This is a genomic window from Tardiphaga sp. 839_C3_N1_4, from assembly GCF_051811045.1.
Classification (GTDB): Bacteria; Pseudomonadota; Alphaproteobacteria; order Rhizobiales; family Xanthobacteraceae; genus Tardiphaga.
Genome location: NZ_JBPWQD010000001.1, coordinates 2,537,265 through 2,551,160, shown reverse-complemented (window position 1 = coordinate 2,551,160; position 13,896 = coordinate 2,537,265). Strand labels below are relative to the sequence as shown.

The 13,896-nt window shown below is 61.8% G+C and carries 18 protein-coding genes; 12 read left to right on the top strand and 6 right to left on the bottom strand.

What is annotated here, in order from left to right; translation table 11 throughout:
• Positions 1 to 48: 48 nt before the first annotated feature.
• The 6 genes from AB8A38_RS12200 (at position 49) to AB8A38_RS12175 (ending at position 5,263) form a co-directional block, all read left to right on the top strand.
• Positions 49 to 915: a branched-chain amino acid ABC transporter permease gene (locus AB8A38_RS12200; RefSeq protein WP_439057503.1), complete on the top strand. Its 867-nt coding sequence runs from the start codon at positions 49 to 51 to the stop codon at positions 913 to 915.
• Positions 915 to 1,865 (top strand): branched-chain amino acid ABC transporter permease, encoded by a 951-nt coding sequence (locus AB8A38_RS12195; protein WP_439086158.1) that lies wholly within the window; start codon positions 915 to 917, stop codon positions 1,863 to 1,865. The genes AB8A38_RS12200 and AB8A38_RS12195 overlap by 1 nt, the downstream gene beginning before the upstream one ends.
• Complete coding sequence (locus AB8A38_RS12190) at positions 1,862 to 2,614, top strand: ABC transporter ATP-binding protein (RefSeq protein WP_439062466.1); 753 nt, start codon at positions 1,862 to 1,864, stop codon at positions 2,612 to 2,614. The genes AB8A38_RS12195 and AB8A38_RS12190 overlap by 4 nt, the downstream gene beginning before the upstream one ends.
• Positions 2,611 to 3,327 (top strand): ABC transporter ATP-binding protein, encoded by a 717-nt coding sequence (locus tag AB8A38_RS12185; protein WP_439062467.1) that lies wholly within the window; start codon positions 2,611 to 2,613, stop codon positions 3,325 to 3,327. The genes AB8A38_RS12190 and AB8A38_RS12185 overlap by 4 nt, the downstream gene beginning before the upstream one ends.
• Before the next feature lie 24 nt (positions 3,328 to 3,351).
• Positions 3,352 to 3,999: a 2-hydroxychromene-2-carboxylate isomerase gene (locus tag AB8A38_RS12180; protein ID WP_439086157.1), complete on the top strand. Its 648-nt coding sequence runs from the start codon at positions 3,352 to 3,354 to the stop codon at positions 3,997 to 3,999.
• 691 nt (positions 4,000 to 4,690) lie between these two features.
• On the top strand, positions 4,691 to 5,263 hold the full coding sequence (locus AB8A38_RS12175; RefSeq protein WP_439062469.1) for a helix-turn-helix domain-containing protein: 573 nt from the start codon (positions 4,691 to 4,693) through the stop codon (positions 5,261 to 5,263).
• A gap of 75 nt (positions 5,264 to 5,338) precedes the next feature.
• Here AB8A38_RS12175 and AB8A38_RS12170 read toward each other — a convergent pair whose 3' ends face one another.
• Positions 5,339 to 5,671, bottom strand: coding sequence for a hypothetical protein (locus AB8A38_RS12170; RefSeq protein WP_439062470.1), 333 nt, complete (start codon positions 5,669 to 5,671; stop codon positions 5,339 to 5,341).
• Between the two features lie 14 nt (positions 5,672 to 5,685).
• On the bottom strand, positions 5,686 to 6,081 hold the full coding sequence (locus AB8A38_RS12165; protein ID WP_439062471.1) for a hypothetical protein: 396 nt from the start codon (positions 6,079 to 6,081) through the stop codon (positions 5,686 to 5,688).
• Between the two features lie 114 nt (positions 6,082 to 6,195).
• Between AB8A38_RS12165 and AB8A38_RS12160 the strand changes: the two genes are divergently transcribed.
• The 6 genes from AB8A38_RS12160 (at position 6,196) to AB8A38_RS12135 (ending at position 11,437) form a co-directional block, all read left to right on the top strand.
• Positions 6,196 to 6,768 carry a carboxymuconolactone decarboxylase family protein gene (locus AB8A38_RS12160; RefSeq protein ID WP_439086156.1) on the top strand — a complete coding sequence of 191 codons (573 nt, stop codon included), beginning with the start codon at positions 6,196 to 6,198 and terminating at the stop codon, positions 6,766 to 6,768.
• Positions 6,769 to 6,786: 18 nt separating this feature from the next.
• A complete protein-coding gene (locus tag AB8A38_RS12155; RefSeq protein WP_439062473.1) occupies positions 6,787 to 7,875 on the top strand; it encodes an acyl-CoA dehydrogenase family protein in 1,089 nt (362 codons plus the stop codon).
• Positions 7,872 to 8,639 (top strand): ABC transporter ATP-binding protein, encoded by a 768-nt coding sequence (locus tag AB8A38_RS12150; RefSeq protein WP_439062474.1) that lies wholly within the window; start codon positions 7,872 to 7,874, stop codon positions 8,637 to 8,639. Before AB8A38_RS12155 ends, AB8A38_RS12150 begins: the two co-directional genes overlap by 4 nt.
• 13 nt (positions 8,640 to 8,652) lie before the next feature.
• Complete coding sequence (locus AB8A38_RS12145) at positions 8,653 to 9,840, top strand: ABC transporter substrate-binding protein (RefSeq protein WP_439086155.1); 1,188 nt, start codon at positions 8,653 to 8,655, stop codon at positions 9,838 to 9,840.
• Complete coding sequence (locus tag AB8A38_RS12140) at positions 9,837 to 10,712, top strand: ABC transporter permease (RefSeq protein ID WP_439062476.1); 876 nt, start codon at positions 9,837 to 9,839, stop codon at positions 10,710 to 10,712. Before AB8A38_RS12145 ends, AB8A38_RS12140 begins: the two co-directional genes overlap by 4 nt.
• A gap of 212 nt (positions 10,713 to 10,924) precedes the next feature.
• Positions 10,925 to 11,437, top strand: coding sequence for an Lrp/AsnC family transcriptional regulator (locus AB8A38_RS12135; protein ID WP_439062477.1), 513 nt, complete (start codon positions 10,925 to 10,927; stop codon positions 11,435 to 11,437).
• A 157-nt stretch (positions 11,438 to 11,594) separates the two neighbouring features.
• Here AB8A38_RS12135 and AB8A38_RS12130 read toward each other — a convergent pair whose 3' ends face one another.
• The 4 genes from AB8A38_RS12130 to AB8A38_RS12115 form a co-directional block, all read right to left on the bottom strand.
• Entirely contained in the window at positions 11,595 to 11,741 is a 147-nt protein-coding gene (locus AB8A38_RS12130) for a hypothetical protein (protein WP_439086154.1), read from the bottom strand.
• 95 nt (positions 11,742 to 11,836) lie between these two features.
• Positions 11,837 to 11,989 carry a hypothetical protein gene (locus AB8A38_RS12125; RefSeq protein ID WP_439086153.1) on the bottom strand — a complete coding sequence of 51 codons (153 nt, stop codon included), beginning with the start codon at positions 11,987 to 11,989 and terminating at the stop codon, positions 11,837 to 11,839.
• Positions 11,990 to 12,271: 282 nt separating this feature from the next.
• Positions 12,272 to 13,117 (bottom strand): ABC transporter ATP-binding protein, encoded by an 846-nt coding sequence (locus AB8A38_RS12120; protein ID WP_439062479.1) that lies wholly within the window; start codon positions 13,115 to 13,117, stop codon positions 12,272 to 12,274.
• Complete coding sequence (locus AB8A38_RS12115) at positions 13,114 to 13,890, bottom strand: ABC transporter permease (RefSeq protein ID WP_439062722.1); 777 nt, start codon at positions 13,888 to 13,890, stop codon at positions 13,114 to 13,116. Before AB8A38_RS12115 ends, AB8A38_RS12120 begins: the two co-directional genes overlap by 4 nt.
• Positions 13,891 to 13,896 lie beyond the last annotated feature (6 nt).

Here is a 13,896-nt window from a genome sequence, read left to right as displayed (position 1 = left end):
AGGCCGTGGCAGTGCGTTCTGCCACGGCCTCTGCATTGAGGCATCGACATGCTCTGGATACAGGTGCTGGTCAACGGACTGGCTTTAGGTGGGCTCTATGCCTGCATCGCCGCCGGCTTTTCGCTGGTCTGGGGCGTACTCAACATCATCAACATCCTGCATGGGTCGCTGATCGTGCTCGGCGGATATCTGGCTTTCTTCGCCCATCAATCGTTCGGCATCAGCCCGTTCCTGTTCGCGCCGCTGGCGGGAGCGATCATTTTCGTGCTCGGCTATGTCATCCAGCGCATCGCGATCAATCCGGTGATGGGACGACCGGTGCTGATGACGCTGGTGCTGACCTTCGGACTCAACCTGTTTCTCGACAATGCCATGCTGGCCGGGTTCAAGGCCGATTACCGCAAGATCAATCTCAATCCGCCGCTTGGTGTTTTCGAGTTCGGCGACATCATCCTCCCCATCGACCGCGTCTATGCCACAGCGGTCGGGCTGGTGCTCGTCGTCGCCTTGGGACTGCTGCTGCGTTTCACCCAGCTCGGCCGCGCCATCGTGGCGGTGCGCATGGATCGTGATGCCGCGTCGCTGATGGGCATCGACGTCAAGCGTACCTATGCAATCGCGTTCGCGCTCGGAACCTTCATGGCGGGATCGGCCGGCGCGCTGCTCGCTGCCATCTTTCCGATCTCGCCGGTGTCCTCCGGCGGATATCTCGGCAAGGCGTTCGTGATCTGCGTGCTCGGCGGTCTTGGCAGCATCCCCGGCGTCGTTGCGGGCGGCTTTGCGCTGGGCGTGATCGAGAGTTTTGGCGCGCTGTTCATCGGGCCTGAGAATGCGCTGACGATCTCCTTCCTCCTTTTGCTGGTGTTGCTGGTGGTCAGGCCCACCGGGCTGCTGGGCCGCAAGGGGTTCAACTGATGCGCTGGAGGATATTCTTGGTCGCCGCCGGGCTGGTGCTGTTCATTGGGTTGTTGGCATTTGGCGACAACTATGTGCTGCGCCTCGCCACTACGGTCGCGATGTATGTGACGCTGGCCGTCGCCTGGAACATCGTCGGTGGTTTCTCCGGCTATCCGTCATTCGCGACAGCAGCCTTCTTCGGGCTTGGCGCCTATGCGGGCGGCCTTGCATCGTCGGCGGGTGTGCCGGCAGTTGCCGCCTGGATCGGTGCCGGTGTGTTCACGGCCGTCTTCGCGACCGCGCTCGGGTTCGCGATCCTGCATCTGCGCGGGCACTATTTCGCGATCGGCAGCCTCGTCGTTGCTGACGTGCTTCGCGAGGTAACCAATTCCTGGACGTCGCTGACCGGTGGCGGCATGGGCCTGAACGTGCCGTTGCTCGGCGGTAGTTCGAACAGCCAGGCGCAGTTGTTTCTCGTGGCGATGAGCGTCGTCGCGGTGGCAGCGGTTGTTGCATCGATCTGGATTGATCGGGCACGGCTGGGTGTCGCACTTCGCTGTATCGACCAGAACGAGGACGCCGCGCAGGTCATCGGCATCGATACCCGGCGCGCCAAGGTCATCGGTTTTACTTTGTCCAGCCTGTTCATCGGCATCGCCGGCGCGATCTATGCGTCATGGGTCAGCTATATCGATCCATCCGACGTCTATGATGTCTCACTCTCGGTCAAGCCGATCATCATGGCCCTGCTCGGTGGTGTCGGTACCATCGCCGGACCGGTGATCGGGGCCTTCGTCTTCCTCGGACTGGAGGAACTGATCTGGCGCAACAGTCTCGAATTCCACGCAGGCTTCCTCGGCCTGTTGGTGGTGGCGCTGGTCCTGTTCCTACCAAGCGGCCTTGGAGCGCTGCGCGGCCGTGGGATGCTGTCATCCATTGCCGCGATCATGCGGAGAAAGCCGCGATGAGCACACTTCTCACGATGGACCATCTCTCGCGCCGCTTCGGAGGCTTGCTGGCGCTTGACGATGTATCGGTGGCACTGAAGGAAGGCGAGATCATCGGCCTCATCGGTCCGAACGGCGCGGGCAAGACGACCTTCGTCAACGTCGTTACAGGCGTTCTGAAGCCGACATCGGGGACAATCGATTTCGCCGGACGGCAGATAGGTGGATTGCGACCGGACCTTGTGGCCCGCGCGGGCATCGCGCGCACTTTCCAGATCGTGCAGCCGTTTCCGCGTATGACTGTGCGCGAGAACGTCGCTGCTGCCGCGCTGTTTGCCGGGGGTGTTCCGACGCGCGAGGAGGCCAGCCGCGATGCCGACCTGCATCTGGCTTTCTGTGGGCTGACGCGTGAGGCCGATACGCTGGCGTCAGCATTGACGCTTGCCGGCCGCAAGCGGCTGGAACTGGCGAAGAGTCTTGCATCGAAACCGAAGCTGCTGCTGCTCGACGAGGTCAATGCCGGCCTAAATGCGGCGGAAATCGACAATGCCTTGCGCCTGATCGCCGATATCGCCGCCAAGGGCATTACCGTTCTGCTGATCGAGCATCTGATGAAGGTGGTGTCACGGTCCTGCAGCCGGCTGCTGGTGCTGCATCAGGGCCGGTTGGTGGCCGATGGCCCGACGGCCGAGGTCATGCAGGACGAAGGGGTGATCGAGGCCTATCTCGGTAAGCGCTTTGCCAGGCTGCAGAAGGAGATCACACCATGAGCGCGACCTTGCTCGAGGTCCGTCATCTCGCGGTTGGCTACGGCGACGTGCAGGTGGTCTGGAACGTCGATCTCGCTATTCCGCAGGGCGATGTCGTCGCTCTCATCGGGTCGAACGGCGCCGGCAAGAGCACGATCCTGCGCGCTTTGTCCGGATTGCTGCAACCCACCGGCGGCACGATCGTGTTCGACGGTGAGGAGGTGAGGGCAGCGTCGCCGCTGGATTTCGTCCGCCGTGGCCTGATACATGTGCCGGAGGGACGGCGCCTGTTCGCCGGCCTGTCGGTGCTAGATAATCTGATGCTCGGCGCCTATGGCCGCAGCAATCGCGGGGCGATATCCGCCGACATCGAGCGCGTCTTCGACCTATTTCCCCGTCTGCGTGAGCGGCGCAGGCAGGATGCCGTTACGCTATCAGGCGGCGAACAGCAGATGTGTGCGATCGGCCGCGGGTTGATGGCGGCGCCGCGCTTGCTGCTGATCGACGAATTGTCACTCGGACTGGCGCCAAAAGTAGTCGATGAATTGATCGAGGCGCTGCGCAAGGTGAATGCGGCGGGGACGAGCCTGCTGGTCGTGGAACAGGATGTGGCAACCGCGCTCGAATTCGCCGATCATGCCTATGTCATTGATCAGGGCCGCAGTGTTGCGGCCGGCACTGCGGCAGAGATATTGCGTGATCCGTCGGTTCGCGCCGCTTATCTTGGAATCTAGGTTTTACTTTCAGAAGGACACGGCATGGCCGAGCAACATCCCCGGATCGATTACTATTTCAGCTTTATCTCGCTGTGGTCCTACATCGGCAGCCTGGTGTTCCAGGACATCGTGAGACGCCACCACGTCGACGTTGTCTACAAGCCTATCGATCTGCTGACGGTGTTTGCGGCGGGCGGCGGCAAGCCGGTTCGTGAGCGGCCGCTCCAGCGCCAGGCCTATCGGCTCGTCGAAATGGAGCGCTGGAAGGCGATCCGCAACATTCCGCTCGTCACATGGCCGAAGTTTTATCCTGCCGACCCGTCGCTCGGACATCGCATGCTGCTGGTCGCAATTGCCGAGGGTCGCGACGTAGCAGCCTTCGTTCATGTCGGGCTCAAGGCGGTGTGGGCCGATGAACTGGACGTTACTGATGCCGAGACGCTGGTGCGTCTGGCCGATCAGAGCGGTCTCGACGGGCGACGGCTGCTGTCCGGCGCCAACGACCTTGCCGTGCAAGAGCGCGAGGTGAACCTGACGCGCGAGGCTGTCGACAGGAAGCTGTTCGGTGCGCCCTTCTACTTCTATCGCGACGAACCCTTCTGGGGGCAGGATCGTCTCGATCATCTCGAACAGGCGATCACGTCGCAAAGGCCGCCGATCGCGACGCCGGATGTCCGAGCAGCAGATTGATCCTGCCTGAGCGAACTCCTGAGGATTTACTCGTCACTTGACGGCATCATGCGGGAAGGTGCGAAGACCGCTCGATTGGGAGGCGTATCCCGAACTCGAACTCATCCGGGACACACCGATGCGAGGATCGGCAAGGCCCACGACACTTCCGGCAAGCAAGTCCGGCCTGGGCGGCGAGGCAGATATCATGGCCGGTGCATGCCTGCGGCGGAGAAGCACGCTATCCGGCATGCAGCCGTGATCGTGGCGAAGCGCACGGGTAAGATCAGACAACTGAAACTACATCTGAGTGAGGTATGCTGCAGCCTGCCGCGTGCCTAGTATAACTTGCTTTGCCGCGTCGCCCTCCAGCACGTCTGTTGTTTTATTCTCCGGCGGCTTGTTTCGAGCCCCGACATCAATACCATATCGGTCAAGCTGTTGAAGATATGGAAAATTGCGTGACAGATAGTTCAGCAAACGTAATCGACCTCAGCGCCTATCGGGCGCGCAAGACTGCAGTTCGCGAGTCGAGCGCTCCGTCAGAGCAAGTCAATTTCTATCAGGGAGCGGTCTACTGGTTCTGGCCGATGATGGTCTGGATGCCAGTCCCGATGGCCGCAACCGCTTCGACAAATCGGGACGCTTTGTGAGCGACGGTAGATTGAGCCCTGTCGCTGACGACCAGCTTCACCATCTAGCTGCGCCCGACATGCCAACGGATCTTCCGGCGATTGTCGGTCGCAATGTGCGGCGCCTGCGAACCCGTCGTGGAGATTCGCTGGAACGGCTTGCCAAGCAGTCGGGCGTAAGCCGCGCGATGCTCGGCCAGATAGAGACCGGCAAGAGCGTGCCGACGATCGGGCTGTTGTGGAAGGTCGCGAATGCGTTGAACGTTCCGTTCGCAAACCTGCTGCATTCCGAGGCGCCGCGTGGATCGGTGGTGTTGCGGCGTTCTGAGGCGAAGCTGCTCACGTCGAGCCAGGGGCAGTTCAGTTCGCGTGCTTTGTTTCCGTTTGAGGGAAATCACGACGTCGAATTTTACGAGCTCAAGATCGCAGCTCTGCATCGCGAGTCGGCAGAGGCGCATGCGCCTGGGACGCGTGAGAATCTGGTGGTCGTGAAGGGCGTGATTGAACTTACCGTGGGATCGGAGAAGCCGCAGACCTTGGCCGAAGGCGACGCCGTCCTGTTCGAAGCGGACGTGCCGCATGTCTACCGAAATCTCGTCGCGAGCGAGGCCGTGCTCTATCTCGTCATGACCTATGCGGACATCGCGTCGTAGCAATCGGGCCGCCAGAAACGAAAATGGCGAGCTGACAAAGCCAGCCCGCCATGTCTGTCAGCGAAGAGAGGCCGATCAGGCCGCTGTCTTCATCGGCATGCACATCATCATCATGCCGCCGCAATTCATCATCATCGGCATGCCCATCTGCATCATGCTCATCATGTTCTCACAGCACTTCATGAACATGTCCTTCATGGCGGGATCCATCGGCATCATTTCGCAGGTCATGCCGTTGGCGGTCATGGTGCACTTCATCTGGCAGCCCATCATCGGCATGCCACCCATCATCATCGGGTTCATCATGCCGCCGGCCATCATCGGGTTGATCATGTTACCCGACATCATCGGATTCATCATGCCGCCCATCATCATGGGCATCGGCATCATCTGCATTGCTGCGTTCATTGTCAGTCTCCAATTCATTCAGCAGAAACGATCTGTCCTGCCTGCTGTTGGAAAACTAAACGTGCTGACATAAGGTTCAATTGGAGAATGTCCTGCCGTCGCGCTTTTATCCAAGAAGACGGCTGGACGGCTATCCCAATGGCGAATGTGTCCGTGATATTGGATATTCGATTGCTATAGCAGACGTCGGTATACGTGTAGTCGCGTCCTTCAGCGCGATACGACGACTGGATCGCCCCGTTGATTCGAGCTGCAAATCGGGACGACGCGGCGGCGTCTGTGCGTGCAGGATTGATGCCTGTACCGGCGCGACTGAGCGCGATGCGATGTGTTTCGATGAGCAGTCGGAATGCTGCGCCAATCGCCAGATTACGGCATGTCTCTTTTCGAAACTTGGCTGACGCGATCAAGACTTACTCTTTTTCGCTGGCGCCTTTGCATCGCAGGCGAAGTCGCTACAACTGGCGCCAGTTGATGATGGATGAGGCATCATTGCCCGGCATCATGCGAGCGGAGCTGCATCTATGTCCCGACTTCCGTTGCTCACCATCGAGAACGCCCCGGATGCTGCGAAGGCTGGCTTGCAGACCGCGCAGATTAATAGCGGCTTTCTTCCCAACCTTGTGCGGTTGCTCGCCAATGCGCCGGCCGCGCTGGAAACCTATCAAACGGTATCTGCCATCAATGTGCGGAGCGGTTTGAGCCTGGCAGAGCGCGAGGTTGTGCAGATCACGGCGGCGACAACGCATGGATGCGGCTTCTGCGTCGCCGGACATACGGCGGTCGCCTACAAGAAAGCCGGGCTCTCGGAGGCGGTGGTCGAAGCGCTGCGCGACAGCCGAAAGGTTCCGGATGATCGACTGAATGCCATTGCCGATTTCACACGCGCCGTCATTCGGAGCCGCGGTGCGGTTTCCGACGCCGAGGTAACGGCGTTTCGCTTCGCCGGCCTCACCGATGCCAATGCTCTGGAGGTCGTGCTTGGCGTCAGCCTCGCGACACTGTGCAATTTCGCCAATAATCTCGGACAACCACCGCTTAACGACGAGTTGCGTCCCTACGCTTGGACGAACGCGTCGGCGGCCGCGGCCGAATAGTCTGCCGGGCCAGTGTCGATGGCGCAACTTCCAACCGAATTGAAAAGCTGGATCGCGTCCAACGCTGATGATCTCGATGAGCGAGCGGACGGCGCGGCGAGCATTCTGCCACGGCTCGCAGACGCGGATGTGCTGCGCATCGGCGTGCCGCGCGCGCAAGGCGGTCTGGGTGGTCACATCAACGATGCCGTCGGAGTGATAGCCGCTGTATCCAGCCATTCTCTGGCAGCGGGTTTCGTGTTCTGGGGGCATCGAACATTCATCGAATATCTGCTCCAGAGTCCCAATGAAAGGCTGCGGGACCGACTGCTGCCGGACCTGCTGTCGGGGCGCCGCGCGGGCGCGACCGGGCTCTCGAATGCGATGAAGTTTCTGTCGGGCGTCGAGGCGCTTCAGATCAAGGCCGCGGCACAGGACGGCGTGCGCACCGTTACCGGCAAGCTGCCATGGGTGACCAATCTGCGTGCGGCGGGCTTCGACGTCGCGGCAGCAGTGCAGGGCGAAGGCGGATCGACGCCGTTCGTCGCCAGCCTGTCGTCGGACAACGCGGGGGTGAGGCGCTCGCCCGATCTGGCATTGATGGGAATGCGCGCCACCAGCACGGCCGCTGTCGACCTCGACGGCGTTCGCGTGAGCGAAGATGACATCATCCATCCCGATGCCGGCGTGTGGCTGCCGCAGGTCCGTCCGGCATTTCTCGGTCTGCAATGCGCCATGTCGATCGGTCTTGCGAGGCGTTCGCTGGCGGAGACTGAGCTTAGGCTCAACAGGAATCGCGACGTACTTGCAGCCGAGGTCGACGCGTTGTCGCGTGACCTCGATATCGCGGAAGGGCAACTGGCGGCAGGATTGCTCGATGCGCGTTTCATCGCGGCGCCAGCCCCGCTTTTCCGGCTTCGGCTGCAACTCGCTGCCATTGTCTCAGGGGCCGTGCAGCTCGAGCTCGCGGCGTCTGGCGGCCAGGCCTATCTGTCGGAGCCCGGCCGGTCGTTCCAGCGTCGGCTGCGCGAGGCGGCCTTTGTGCCGATCATCACGCCAAGCCTGGTGCAGCTCAAGACGGTGCTGCGCGAACACGAGCGGCGTCAAGCGATCGTCGAGAACGCATGACGCAGGCCCTGCTGCAAGCTGCCGATATCGCGCTCCGCTATTCGCCGGCGGGCGAACACGTGCTGCAAGACTTCAGCCTGTCGCTTCGTGCCGGTGAAACCGTCAGCATTCTGGGGCCGAGTGGGGTGGGGAAATCCAGTCTGCTCCGCGTGCTCGCGGGTCTGATGCAGCCGACCGGTGGGACGGTACAGGTGCGCGGGAGCCCGCTAAACGGCGCGCATCCACGCGTCGCGATGGCGTTTCAGGATCCGAGCCTGCTGCCGTGGCTGTCGCTGGAGCGCAACGTCGCCTTTGGTCTCGATTTTAAGCATCAGCCGCAGCTGTCGGCGCCCGAGCGTCGCGCGCGTGTGGATGCCGCCATCGACGAGGTCGGTCTCGGCCATGCCCGCCGCCTCTATCCGGATCAACTGTCCGGCGGCATGGCGCAACGCACAGCGCTCGCCCGCTGCCTTGCGCGCACGCCGGAAATCCTGCTGCTCGACGAACCATTCGGCGCGCTCGACGAGGTTACGCGGGAAGAGATGCAGCATCTGCTGCTTAAAGTCGTTCGCGATCACCAGACGGCGGCCGTCCTCATCACACATGACATCGACGAAGCGCTGTTGCTGTCCGACCGGATCATCCTGCTCGGCGGCGCGCCCGCGCGCCAGGTCGGCGACTGGGTGATCGAGCTACCGAAGCCGCGCGACGAGTATGTCGCAGAACTCGGCGCCATCCGGATCGACATTCTTAAGGCCTTGAAAGGCGCATCGCGCCGCAACTGAATGAGGTAACCGCATGTCCATGGATCAGTTCTCGCGCCGCGAACTCATCAAACTGTCGGCACTGTTCACCGCGGCGGGGGCGCTTCCGTTGCTGCGTGCCTATGAGGCGAGGGCGCAGGAAGCGGATGCGCCGGTACGCATCGGCTATCTCCCGATCACCGATGCCACGCCGTTGCTTGTGGCTCACGGCAAGGGCTATTTCGAAGCCGAAGGCCTCAAGGCCGAGAAGCCGGTGATGTTGCGCAGCTGGGCCCAAGTGCTGGAGGCATTCATCTCCGGTCAGGTCAACGTTGTTCACCTGCTGTCGCCGATGACGGTGTGGGCACGTTTCGGCAGCCAGGCGCCGGCCAAGGTCGTGGCCTGGAATCATACCGGCGGATCCGGCCTCAGCGTCGGGCCGCAGATCAATAGCGTCAAGGAACTCGGCGGCAAGACCGTCGCCATTCCATTCTGGTATTCGATCCACAACGTGGTTCTGCAGGCGCTGCTACGGGAGAACGGTCTGATCCCGGTGAGCAAGCGCACCGGAGCGCCACAAGCCAACGAGGTCAACCTCGTCGTCATGGCGCCGGCCGACATGGTCCCGGCGCTCGCGTCCAATCAGATTGCTGGCTTTATCGTCGCTGAGCCGTTCAATGCCACGGCCGAGACGCTGGGGGTCGGCAAGATCCTGCGGTTCACCGGCGACGTCTGGAAGGATCACGCTTGCTGCGTTGTCTTCATGCATGAGCGCGATCTGCAGCAGCGGCCGGAATGGTCGCAGAAGGTCGTCAACGCCATGGTCAAGGCGCAACTCTGGACCCGCGAGAACCGCGCCGAGACCGCCGCGCTGCTGTCCAAGGAGGGGGCCCAAAAGTACACGCCGCATACGACGGCGGTGCTGGAGAAGGTTCTCTCGCCGCCCGAGGCCGACAATGCCGCCTATCTCAAATCCGGCGCGATCCGGAACGCGGTGTGGCGTGAGCGGCGTATCGATTTCCAGCCCTATCCGTATCCGAGCTATACCGAGGAGCTGGTGCGTCGGTTGAAGGACACGCTGATCGAAGGCGACCGCGCGTTCCTCGACAGGCTCGATCCCGCAACCGCGGCACGGGAGCTTGTGGATGACCGCTTCGTCCAGGCTGCGGTGACCGCAGCAGGCGGCATGGCCGCATTTGGGCTACCGGAATCGTTCACGCGAACGGAAGTAGTGGTCGCGTGACGAGCAGCCTGGAGGCCGGCATCGCGCCGGCCGGACTCGATGCGCAAAGCAGTGACGGGAGCAGGCGACGCTGGTCCATCCGCGCTGCGCGTTCGCGTTGGACTGTGCGGCTATCGACGGTGGTGCTGGGCACCAGCGGGTTGATTGTCCTGATTGTCCTTTGGTGGATCGGGACGGAGCTGCTGCCCCCGAAAGGGAGTTTCGTGCGTCATTTCGCGCCGGGCACAGCGTTCGCCAGTCTGCTGACGCTGCTCACGCAATCTGACCTGTCGATCCATCTGCTCGTGAGCTTGCGCCGTGTCCTGGTCGGCCTCGGCCTCGCGCTGTTGATCGGTGTGCCGATCGGCCTCGCAGTTGGTCGCTCGCAACGTCTCGATGCGACGACATCACCGGCGTTTCAGTTTCTGCGCATGATCTCGCCGCTGTCCTGGATGCCGATCGCCGTCATGGTGTTCGGCATCGGTGATCGCCCCATCTATTTCCTGCTCGCATTCGCCGCCGTCTGGCCGATCCTGCTGAACACCGCGGAAGGCGTGCGACGGCTCGAACCGAGTTGGCTCCGCCTTGCCAGCAGCCTGTCGGCGACGCGCTGGGAGACGCTGCGTCATGTCATCATCCCGGGCGTGCTGGGCCATATCCTGGCCGGGCTGCGGCTGGCGATCGGCGTCGTGTGGATCGTGCTCGTGCCCTGCGAGATGCTCGGGGTGTCGGCGGGAGTGGGCTATTTCATCCTCGATACCCGCGATCGGCTCGCTTACTCCGAGTTGATGGCCATGGTGCTCATGATCGGATTGCTTGGCTTTCTTCTCGACGCGGCAGCGCGCGTGCTGATCCGGCTCGCCGCGCCCGGCCGCATGCGCGTGCCGGCATGACAGTATCACACGAGATCGAAGGGTCGAACGGTTCGATCCACCATTTTTGGAAGCAAACCGCGCAGCCATCGAGGAGTTTATAAAATGTCGCAGAATCCAAAAACCATTTTGCGGGTCGTCGAAACGCCCTTGTACGACAGCCACCCAGACGGATTGTTCTTCTTTCATACCGACGCACCGACCCTTAGCTCCGATCCTTGCGGGCGGCGCATATGACTGATGTTGATGTAACGAAACCGCCGATCGGTCGCCGTCTCGATGCCATCGATCGCAGGATCCTCACCTTGATCCAGGAGAATTCGTCACTGTCGGTTGCCGACATTGGAGATATCGTGGGGCTGTCTGCGACGCCCTGCTGGAAGCGCATCAAGCGGCTGGAGGGCGATGGAGTCATCGTCGGCAAGGTTGCGCTGGTCGATCCATCCTCGGTCGGTCTGGATATGACAATATTTCTCGACGTCCAGAGCGACGATCATTCGGAGGCTTGGCTCAGAAAATTCTCGTCGGTCGTCAAGGATATGCCGGAAGTGGTCGCTTGCTATCGCATGGCGGGAGACGTGGACTACTGCCTTCGCATCGTCGTCAGCGATGCATCCGAATTCGAGGAATTCCATCGTCAGCTTAACGCACTGGTGCGGATCAAGTCGACGCGGCCGCATTATGTGGTCAAGACGTTGAAGTCGTCGACTTCGCTGCCGATCGCGCCCGAGCCGGCTCAACGCTGACACGTCATTAGTGTCCGAAATGTTGATGGTGCGCGCAACTCAGAGGAGACGCTGTGGGCTGCCCATGTGGTCAGCAAGGTAAGGGCCGGCGCTGCCACGGTGCTATCACCAACCTGGTGTTCATCCTGCCAAAGACGGATGACAACGATGCTGCGCGTCAAAATGAGGCCGCTATTGCGCCCACGAGATCATATGCGCGCCGCATGCCGTAAATTGTCACAAACAGGAATGCAGGGATGAGTCCCGGCAACAAAGCCGTCCAGCCCGAGAATGACTGCCGCAAAATCGGCGGGTGGTCGCTCATCCCAATTGCTCCTCTGGATCACCTGCAGTAGCGCCGGATCGCGAATGTTGTCTGCCAGCCAAACACGCAAGATCCCGGGGTACGCGACGTCGGAACTAGAACGGGCGCACCGAAACCGCGCCGAATACGATGGCGGCGATCAACGCCAGAGAGCTGTAGACGGCGACGGTGTGAAACCTTACCGCGGCGCGGTTCGACGACGAACGGGCACGAAGATGTGAGCGGGCTTCGGCTGATAGATCTCGCACGGTCTTTCTCCAATCGGTCATCTGCCTATTTCAAGGCAGGTTGCTTCCGCGTTCAAGCGGGCGGAGAAAATAGCGATACGCGCTCTGTCTGTGGTGCAGTCAGCGGTTCAGAATTCTCCGCGCTGCCGGTTTCGGACAGTTTTATTCGCCTTCCTTGCGCTGGCTTAGAGGCGACGTCTCGGCACAGGGACCGCGCAGCTCGGTACGGCGGCCAACTCGCGCCCCGCAGGGTATAGTCGAATTCTGCGATGGCGGCCTTGCGCGACAAGAGCGGCTCGCCAACTAATTCGGCGCCAACGCGTGTTCGCTCTGGTGTTCAGACAGCGCAGTAGACTGTTGATCCGGACGGAGAAGCAGAAGCAAGTGCCGCTTCAGACGCGCGAATTCAATCTCGGTGACAATATCAGCCGGCCGTGGACGCGCGAATGGCACTCGCAGATCCTCGACGATCCGCCCAGGGCGCCGGCTCATCACGATCACACGGTCGGCGAGAAACAGCGCCTCCTCGATATCATGCGTGACGAAGATCAGCGTGGTGGGGCGTTCGGTCCAGATGTCGAGCAGCAACTCATGCATCATCGATCGGGTTTGGGCATCGAGCGCGCTAAACGGCTCGTCCATCAAAAGTACGCGCGGCTGGTTGATGAGTACGCGCGCGATCTCGACACGCTGCTGCATGCCGCCTGACAACTGTGACGGATAAAACTCCTCGAAGCCGGATAGCCCGACCAGCGCGAGCAATTCGTCCGCGAGCTGTCGCCGCGCAACCTTGCCGATGCCGCGCATCTTCGGCCCGAAGCAGACATTTTCACGCACCTTTTTCCAAGGGAACAGGGTGTGCTGCTGGAACACGATGCCGCGATCCGGGCTCGGGCCGGTAATCGCCTGTCCGTCCACGGTAAGGCTACCGCTGGTATTTGCTACGTGTCCCGCCAGCGCGCCGAGCAGGGTGGACTTGCCGCAGCCCGACGGCCCCAGGATGCAGACGAACTCGCCGGGCGCGACAGAGATGTCGAGACCGGCGACCGCCTCGAAGGCATCGTCGCCATGACCAAGCGATATCGATGCGTCCTCGATCGCAATTCGTCCGAGGCCGACGCCGTGGCCGTTAACCCGCGGTGCCTTCATCGCGCCACCATCGGGCTTCGCCAGGGCATCAGGACATGTCCGAGCGTCGTCAGCAGCCAGCTGCTGCCCATGCCGAACAAGCCGATCACCAGCATGCCGACGATGATGTCAGCGTAGTTCTGCAAGGTGTAGGATTCCCACGTGTAATAGCCGATGCCGAACTGGCCGGAGATCATCTCCGCCGTCACCAGGCAGAACCACGATGTTCCCATGCCGATCGCGAGGCCGGTGACGATGCTTGGCGCCGCGCCCGGGAGTACGATCTCCCACAGGATGGCGGCGCGGCTGCCACCGAGGCTTCGCGCCGAAGCGACCAGGCGGCGATCCACATTGGCAACGCCGTGAATGGTATTGAGCACGATGGGAAACAGCGCGCCGATGAAAGTGATGAAGATCATCGACAGTTCCGAGGATGGAAACATCAGGATCGACAGCGGGATCCAGGCGACCGCCGGAATCGGGCGCAGCAGTTCCAGCGGCGGCAGCAGCACGTCGCTCGCTGCACGCGACCGGCCGATGGCAAAGCCAAGCAGAATTCCCAAGAGTGCCGCGACCCCGTAGCCGGCAAAGACGCGTCCGAGGCTGCTGCCGAGATGCGCCAGCAGCTTGGGTGACTGCAGCAGCACAATCAGCGACTGCAGCACTTCGGTCGGCGGCGGCACGTTACGGAAGGTGACGATCCCGAGATTGAGGCGCAGGGTGGACGCCACCTGCCAGAACGCAATGCAGGCCAGGATCGATCCCACCTGCACCAGCAGGCGGCCCATATGCATACCGCC